This window comes from Streptomyces niphimycinicus, from assembly GCF_018883605.1.
Taxonomy (GTDB): Bacteria; Actinomycetota; Actinomycetes; order Streptomycetales; family Streptomycetaceae; genus Streptomyces; species Streptomyces niphimycinicus.
Genome location: NZ_JAHLEM010000829.1, coordinates 1 through 7,353 on the forward strand (window position 1 = coordinate 1; position 7,353 = coordinate 7,353).

The 7,353-nt window shown below is 72.6% G+C and carries 6 protein-coding genes and 1 pseudogene; 5 read left to right on the forward strand and 2 right to left on the reverse strand.

Going from position 1 to position 7,353, the window contains the following annotated elements; genetic code table 11:
• Positions 1 to 433 (reverse strand): protein kinase domain-containing protein (locus tag KN815_RS43615; RefSeq protein WP_216347290.1); only part of this gene is annotated, 433 nt, incomplete at its 3' end.
• 307 nt (positions 434 to 740) lie between these two features.
• On the opposite strand from KN815_RS43615, the gene KN815_RS43620 reads away from it, so the two are divergent.
• The 3 genes from KN815_RS43620 (at position 741) to KN815_RS43630 (ending at position 3,881) form a co-directional block, all read left to right on the forward strand.
• The gene (locus KN815_RS43620) at positions 741 to 2,102 is read left to right on the forward strand and encodes an aspartate aminotransferase family protein (RefSeq protein WP_216347291.1); all 1,362 of its coding nucleotides are present in this window, start codon (positions 741 to 743) and stop codon (positions 2,100 to 2,102) included.
• Positions 2,103 to 2,310: 208 nt separating this feature from the next.
• Entirely contained in the window at positions 2,311 to 3,030 is a 720-nt protein-coding gene (locus KN815_RS43625) for a GntR family transcriptional regulator (protein ID WP_216347292.1), read from the forward strand.
• Positions 3,031 to 3,230: 200 nt separating this feature from the next.
• Entirely contained in the window at positions 3,231 to 3,881 is a 651-nt protein-coding gene (locus KN815_RS43630) for a putative DNA-mimic protein (protein ID WP_216347293.1), read from the forward strand.
• A gap of 84 nt (positions 3,882 to 3,965) precedes the next feature.
• Here KN815_RS43630 and KN815_RS43635 read toward each other — a convergent pair whose 3' ends face one another.
• The gene (locus tag KN815_RS43635) at positions 3,966 to 4,700 is read right to left on the reverse strand and encodes an SLATT domain-containing protein (RefSeq protein WP_216347294.1); all 735 of its coding nucleotides are present in this window, start codon (positions 4,698 to 4,700) and stop codon (positions 3,966 to 3,968) included.
• A 337-nt stretch (positions 4,701 to 5,037) separates the two neighbouring features.
• Here KN815_RS43635 and purD point away from each other — a divergent pair, with 337 nt between their 5' ends.
• Both purD and KN815_RS43645 read left to right on the forward strand, forming a co-directional pair.
• Positions 5,038 to 6,303 (forward strand): phosphoribosylamine--glycine ligase, encoded by a 1,266-nt coding sequence (gene purD, locus KN815_RS43640; RefSeq protein ID WP_216347295.1) that lies wholly within the window; start codon positions 5,038 to 5,040, stop codon positions 6,301 to 6,303.
• A gap of 304 nt (positions 6,304 to 6,607) precedes the next feature.
• A pseudogene (locus KN815_RS43645) lies at positions 6,608 to 7,353 on the forward strand (hypothetical protein); the annotation flags it as partial.

Sequence of the window (7,353 nt, forward strand, 5' to 3'; positions counted from 1 at the left end):
CCAGGACGTTGGAGGGTTTGAGGTCGCGGTGGACCAGACCGGCGTCGTGGATGTCCCGCAGGGCCTGTGTGAGGCCGTGGGCCAGGATGCGGACGGTCCGCTCGGGCAGTCGGCCCGACTCGGAGACGATCGCGTGCAGGGAGGGACCGGCGATATAGCCGGTGGCGACCCATGGGGTGGCGGCCTCGGTGTCGGCGTCCAGCACCGGCGCGGTCCAGGCGCCGCCGACCCGCTGCGCGGCCCGTACCTCCTGTTTGAACCGCCGCCGGAATTCGGCCTGTTGGGCGAGATCGGTCTGGACGAGCTTCACCGCCACCGTACGGCCGCGCGAAGAATGAGCCAGGAACACCCGGCCCATGCCACCCGCGCCAAGGCGCCGGAGCAGCCGGTACTCACCGATCCATCGAGGGTCCTCGGCCCCCAGGTCTTCCATGCGTCGATCGCCCCTTCCCCGTGAATCCCCCTGATCAGCCCCTTGGAGAGAATAAAGGCGGCTGAGAGCGAAGTGGACGACGCGGACGATCCGTTATCGGTTCCGTATCCGTCCTGTGTCACTCCCGGGCCGGGGAGCGAAATCCGGACGCCGCGCCCCGATCACCGGCGGCGACCATGAGGGCGCCACCGCCCGGCAAGGTGTCGGTGGCGGGCCCGAAACCCTGACAGCCTGTCGGTGCCCGGCCCGGGGATGCGGTCCGTACGCTGGTCCCACTCCGACCCGCGAGCGATCCGAGGTACCGAACGTGTCCGTGCAGCCCAGCCCCGACCCCGCGGCCGGCGCCGCCGTCAAGGCCGCCGACCGCGCGCATGTGTTCCACTCCTGGTCCGCACAGGGCCTGATCGACCCCCTCGCCGTCGCGGGCGCCGAAGGCTCGTACTTCTGGGACTACGACGGCAACCGCTACCTCGACTTCTCCTGCCAGTTGGTGAACACCAACATCGGCCACCAGCACCCCAAGGTCGTCGCCGCGGTCCAGGAGCAGGCCGCGAAGCTGTGCACCATCGCACCGGGCTTCGCCGTGGACGTACGGTCCGAGGCGGCGCGGCTGGTCGCCGAGCGCACCCCCGGCGACCTCGACAAGATCTTCTTCACCAACGGCGGCGCCGAGGCGGTGGAGAACGCGGTCCGGATGGCCCGGCTGCACACCGGCCGCCCCAAGCTGCTCTCCGCCTACCGCTCGTATCACGGGGCCACCGCCACCGCGATCAACCTCACCGGCGACCCCCGGCGCTGGGCCTCCGACAGCGCCTCGGCGGGTGTGGTGCACTTCTGGGCGCCGTTCCTCTACCGCTCGCCCTTCCACTCCGACAGCGAGGCGCAGGAGTGCGAGCGCGCGCTGCGCCACCTCGAGGACACCATCGCCTTCGAGGGCCCGCAGACCATCGCCGCGATCATCCTGGAGACCATCCCCGGCACCGCCGGGATCATGGTCCCGCCGCCCGGCTATCTCGCCGGGGTCCGCGAACTCTGTGACCGCTACGGCATCGTCTTCATCCTGGACGAGGTCATGGCGGGCTTCGGCCGCACCGGCCACTGGTTCGCGGCCGACCACTTCGGCGTCACCCCGGACCTGCTGACCTTCGCCAAGGGCGTCAACTCCGGCTATGTGCCGCTCGGTGGCGTCGCGATCTCCGCCGAGATCGCCGCGACCTTCGACCAGCGGCCGTACCCCGGCGGTCTGACCTACTCCGGCCACCCGCTGGCCTGTGCCTCGGCCGTCGCGACGATCAACGCGATGGCGGAGGAGGGGATCGTGGAGAACGCCGCCGCGATCGGGGAGAACGTGATCGGCCCGGGGCTGCGGGAGATCGCCGAGCGCCACCCCTCGGTCGGCGAGGTGCGCGGCCTCGGCGTCTTCTGGGCGCTGGACCTCGTCAAGGACAAGGAGACCCGCGAACCGCTCGTCCCGTACAACGCGAGCGGACCCGACAACCAGCCGATGGCCGACTTCGCCGCGGCCTGCAAGCGCGGCGGTCTGTGGCCCTTCGTGAACATGAACCGCACCCATGTCGTGCCGCCGTGCACCGTCACCGAGGCCGAGGCCAAGGAGGGGCTCGCGATCCTGGACGAGGCGCTGGCCGCGGCCGACGCGCATACGGCGTAGGCGTACCGGGGCCCGGGGACGCCGTCCCCGGGTGGCTGCCCGGCTCGTCCTCGCGCCCCTGCCCGTTTGGCCTCCGGCCGCCGCCCGACCGCTGCCCGGTGTAGACCACGGCCGCATTCTGCGTGTTCTGCGCAACGGCCCTCGCATATCGTGATGCGAGGGCCGTCCGCTTTCTTACATCGACGGCCGTGGAAGGAGACGGTCCTCGATGCCCGTGCCCGGCACCAGCCCGGTCAAGCGGAACACCCTGCGGCAGCAGATCGCCGACGCGCTCTGTGACGAGGTGCTCGCGGGCCGGCTCCCTGCGGGGCGCCAGTTCACCGTCAAGGAGATCGCCCAGCAGTACGGCGTCTCCGCGACCCCTGTCCGGGAGGCGCTGCTGGATCTGTGTTCCCAGGGGCTGCTCGATGTCGAGGAGCACCGGGGCTTCAGGGTCCACGACTTCACCATCGAGGACTTCCGGCACATGGTCGACGCCCGCACGATGGTGGTCGAGGGCGTCTTCCGGCACTACGTCGAGCTGAAGACCATGACCCCGCAGACGATGGCCTCGGTGAGGCGGCGGGCCGAGGAGGCCGAGCGGGCCGCCCGCTCCGGTGACCTGGACATCCTCATCGGCTACGACCTGCGCTTCTGGCGCGAGATCTGCGGGCTGGTCGGCAATCCGTATGTGTCGGACTTTCTTCAGCGGCTACGCGTGCAGACCTGGGTCTTCACGGTGCCGTATCTGCGGCGCGTACCCGATCTGCGCGGCCAGTTGTGGACGGGGCACTCCGAGCTCACCGCGGCGGTGACCCGCGGGGACCCGCATGACTCGGAGCGGTTGATAGCGGCGTACAACGCGCATTTCCGTGCGCTGATCGAGCGGTTGGTGGCGGGCGAGGAGTCGCGGGCGCAGAACCGGACGTCGGAGGTCAACTCCCCCTGATCTCCTCCTGAACTCTTTCCGAACTCCGCCCGGCCGGTAAGCGGTTCCGCCGGGCGGTGAGCGAGTCGAAGGCCGGGGAGGCCGGAGCGGCGGCAGGTGAACCGACCCGCCAGGGTTGGCTTCCGGCACTCTTCGCGAGGCGTACGCGGGGCATTACGCTGGGCCGACCATCGACCGTACGGATACGAGAGTGAGATCGCGTGGCATGTGACCTCTGGCTGGTCCCCCTCGTCGATGTGCTGTGCCACAGCCCCGACAATCCCTTCGCCGAAGAGATCGCCGCGTACGACAAGGCGCTCAGTGACGCCGGTTTGCCGCCCGTACCCGTCTTCAGTTATATGCCGGGACTGTCCGGGGACGTCGCCCCGGTGGCCGGTTTCGACTACGACGCGCTGCACTTTCTCCGCCGTGCCTATCTGCTGCAACTGTGCGGACTCGCCGTGACCCCGGTGGACGAACTGGGCGGGGACTACGAGCAGTTGCTGGAGATGTTCGAGCCCACGGCCCAGCAGTCGCATCTGGTCTGGCACTACGACCACGCGGGGGCGTATGTCCCCGTCGACTTCCAGAGCCCGCTGTCCAACGACGAACTCCTCGAGGGCGGCGGCCCGTTGGGTTCCAGCCACGGCCTGCTGCGCGAGCTGGAGGCGGTCGGTCCGGCGCTCGGCATCGACCCGTCCAACCCCCCGGCCGCCCCCGCGCCCCCGGCCCGCCCCACGAGCCTGGAGGAGCCGGCGGCGTCGGTCCCGTACGAGGACAGCCCCTTCGCCCGGGAGCGCCATGTCTGGCTGGGGCTGCACGCGGCGGCGACGCGCAGCCTGGGCCAGGGCTCGATGATCGTCTTTAGTTGACCGGTCCTTCGGCTGACCGTTCGGCTGACCGGTCCTCCAGGCGTCTACGACAGGCGTCTACGACAGGCGTTGCGGTCCGGGCCGTCAGCGGGGCGGCTCCGGAGGACGCTGCCGCGGCATATTGGGCCGGGCGGGGCCCGGCGGCAGCGGAAAGCGGCTCGCGGGGCTCCCGCTGTCCGGACGGGAGCCCTGGGTCATCAGCGCCTGCGTGACCAGCGGCGCCGCACCGGCCCCGAAGTCCACCATCCAGCCCGCCGTCTCGGCCCGGACCAGCTCCGACACGTCCTCGCAGAACCGCCGCAGCACCGACAGACACCGCTCCACGGCCTCGCTCGCGGTGCCCTCGGTCGGACCCAGCACCTCCCGTACGCTCTCCGACGCCCAGTCGAACTGAAGCGCCTCCAGCCGCCGGTGCACCGCCTGCGCCGTGGCCACGTCCCGCATCCAGCCGGACGTCAGCCCGAAGAACCGGTCGCCGCCGACGCAGGCGGCCGCCAGCAGCAGCGCCAGCGCGCCCCACCCGCCGCCGCCGTCCAGCGCCCCGTTCAGATCCAGCAGCGGCAGCACGCCCCCCACGACCGCCGCCACCGCGGCGCCCACCCGCAGCACCCGGGCGGTCCGGCGCTTCCACACCCGCTCGGCGAGGTACCACCCGGCGACCTCCAGGGCGCCCTCCTCGACCCACCGGTACAACTCGTCGAGCCGCTCCGCCGGCTCTCCCCAGTCGCCGTGCGGGAAGGGCCGACCGAGCAGGTCACCCTGGGCTCTCGCACCCTCCTGCCGAGGGAGCCCCTCGGGCTGCATCTCCGGCTGACTCACCGTGCAACTCCCTCTGCGGCGGCGTTTCTCCTGGCGCGCGGCTGATGCGCGACCACCATTCCTACCGCCGAACGGCTGGCCACGAAGACGCGATCACGGGTTTTCAGCCCGTAAGAGCTGCCCCATCGGGTATAGGACCGCCCATTCCTCACCCAAAAGAGTGGCCCGCGCACCGGATCCGGGGCCGGTCGGCCCGGCAAGCGCGGAGCGGCCCGGCGCACAGCGACCCCCAGTGCGGCAGCCCGAGCGCGGCCGCCCCCGGCGCAGCGGCCCCCGCGCGCACGGTGGTGGCCCCCACCGCACAGCGGCCCCAGCCCGAGGCAATAGGCTGCATACCGTGAAGGTCCTCGTCATCGGCGGCGGCGCCCGCGAACATGCCCTGTGCCGCGCTCTCTCCCTCGACCCCGACGTCACCGCACTGCACTGCGCCCCCGGCAACGCCGGCATCGCCGAGGTGGCCGAGCTGCACGCGGTCGACGCGCTCGACGGCGCCGCCGTCGCCGACCTCGCCGCCTCCCTGGGGGCGGGCCTCGTGGTCGTGGGGCCGGAGGCCCCCCTCGTGGCGGGGGTGGCCGACGCCGTGCGCGAACGGGGGATCCCGGCCTTCGGGCCGTCCGCCGAGGCGGCGCAACTGGAGGGCTCCAAGGCGTTCGCCAAGGACGTGATGGCGGCGGCGGGCGTGCCCACCGCCCGCGCCTATGTGTGCACCACGCCCGCCGAGATCGACGAGGCGCTGGACGCGTTCGGCGCGCCGTACGTCGTCAAGGACGACGGCCTGGCCGCGGGCAAGGGCGTCGTGGTGACCGAGGACGTCGAGGCCGCCCGCGCGCACGCGCTGGCCTGCGGCCGGGTGGTGATCGAGGAGTTCCTGGACGGCCCGGAGGTCTCCCTCTTCGCGATCACCGACGGCGAGACCGTGGTCCCGCTCCAGCCCGCCCAGGACTTCAAGCGCGCCCACGACGGCGACCAGGGCCCGAACACCGGCGGCATGGGTGCGTACTCCCCGCTGCCCTGGGCCGACCCCGAGCTGGTGGACGAGGTCGTGGCCACGATCTGCCAGCCCACCGTCGACGAGCTGCGCCGCCGCGGCACGCCCTTCTCCGGGCTGCTGTACGCGGGCCTGGCGATCACCTCGCGCGGGGTGCGGGTGATCGAGTTCAACGCCCGATTCGGCGACCCGGAGACCCAGGTGGTCCTGGCCCGGCTGAAGACCCCGCTGGCCGCGGTGCTGCTCGCCGCCGCCACCGGCCGCCTGGAGGCCGAGCCACCGCTGCGCTGGAGCGACGGCGCCGCCGTGACCGTGGTCGTCGCCTCGCACAACTATCCGGACACCCCCCGCACCGGCGACCCGATCACCGGGCTGGAGGAGGTGGCCGAGCAGGATGCCCCCAAGGCGTACGTCCTGCACGCGGGCACCAAGCGGGACGGCGCGTCCGGTGCGGTGGTGAGCGCGGGCGGCAGGGTGCTCTCCGTCACCGCGACCGGCTCCGACCTGGCGAAGGCGCGCGAGCGGGCGTACCGCGCGGTGGGCCGGATCGGGCTGGAGGGCTCGCACCACCGCTCGGACATCGCCGCGCAGGCGGCGGCCGAAGCGGCCTCGTAGGAACACGCTGTAAGAAGTGTCTCAGGCGGGCCCGGGAACGGCCCCGAAACCCGCTCGCGCCTGTTCACACGGGGCCGGGCGTCGCCATCGCGAAGTTCCCGGTTTTACCCAAGGCCATTCCATCGGGTGAGCGCTTCCGCATCCTGCTGACGCACGCCCGGCCCCCAACTAGTGTGCCGCTCAGGCGAGGTGCGGCAACTGGCCCACCGGCATTGCGGAGTGGGCGGCCAGTGCGACAGTGGGTGGGGAGACAACAACGCCGCCGTCGTCCGCTGTTCAAACATCGGCCGGACAGTAGGGGGTGATGAGAACCGTGGCAGGTACCGAAGCAGGTGCCCTGGCGGCGCGCGCTCGCGCCCTCGCGGTACTGCGCATCCGGAGCACGGCGCTCGCGGTCGCACTCCTCCCGGCCGCGGCCGCCGTCGTGCTGCTGGCCGGAAGCGCCACCGGCAGCGTCGGCGGTTCCCAGGACCAGGGCTGGACGGCCCTGCGCTGGGTGGTGACCGGGGGTGCTCTGCTGGTCCTGCTGCTGGCGGCGGCCGTGGCCGCCGTGGTCGTCCGGGCCAGGCCCGCGCTCACCCCGACGGTGCCCATCGCCGAGGAGACGGCGCCCGATCTCTACCGGCTGGTGCGCGATCTGGCCGAGCGCCTGGAGGTGCCCGCGCCCTCGGCCATAGCGCTCACCCCCGACTGCGACAGTTGGCTCGAGGACCGTACGCATCCGGCGCACGCCCAGCGCCGGGAGCATGGGGACCGCGGCGCCCTGGCGGTCGAGGAGCCCCGCTCCGCACGGGGCGCCCCCGATCCGGCCGGCGGCACGGACCGGATCGGGGACCGCCCCGAGCGGCGGGTCCCGCAGCCGCCGGTGCTGGTGATCGGCTCGCCGTTCCTGTGGTGGATGCGGGTCGCCGAGCTGCGCGCGCTGCTCGCCCCGGTGGTGGCGGGCACCGGCCCGGCCGTCCATCCCGACATAGCCTCCGCCCGCCGCTTCGTGCGCGGGCTGGACGCCGCCGTGGCCGTCGCGGCCCAGGGCGGCGAGCCGTCGTCCGG

What these genes read in the sequence shown, in the direction of transcription:
- KN815_RS43625 (WP_216347292.1), top strand. Translation starts at nt 2,311, where the DNA reads ATGCCCGTGCCCGGCACCAGCCCGGTCAAGCGGAACACCCTGCGGCAG.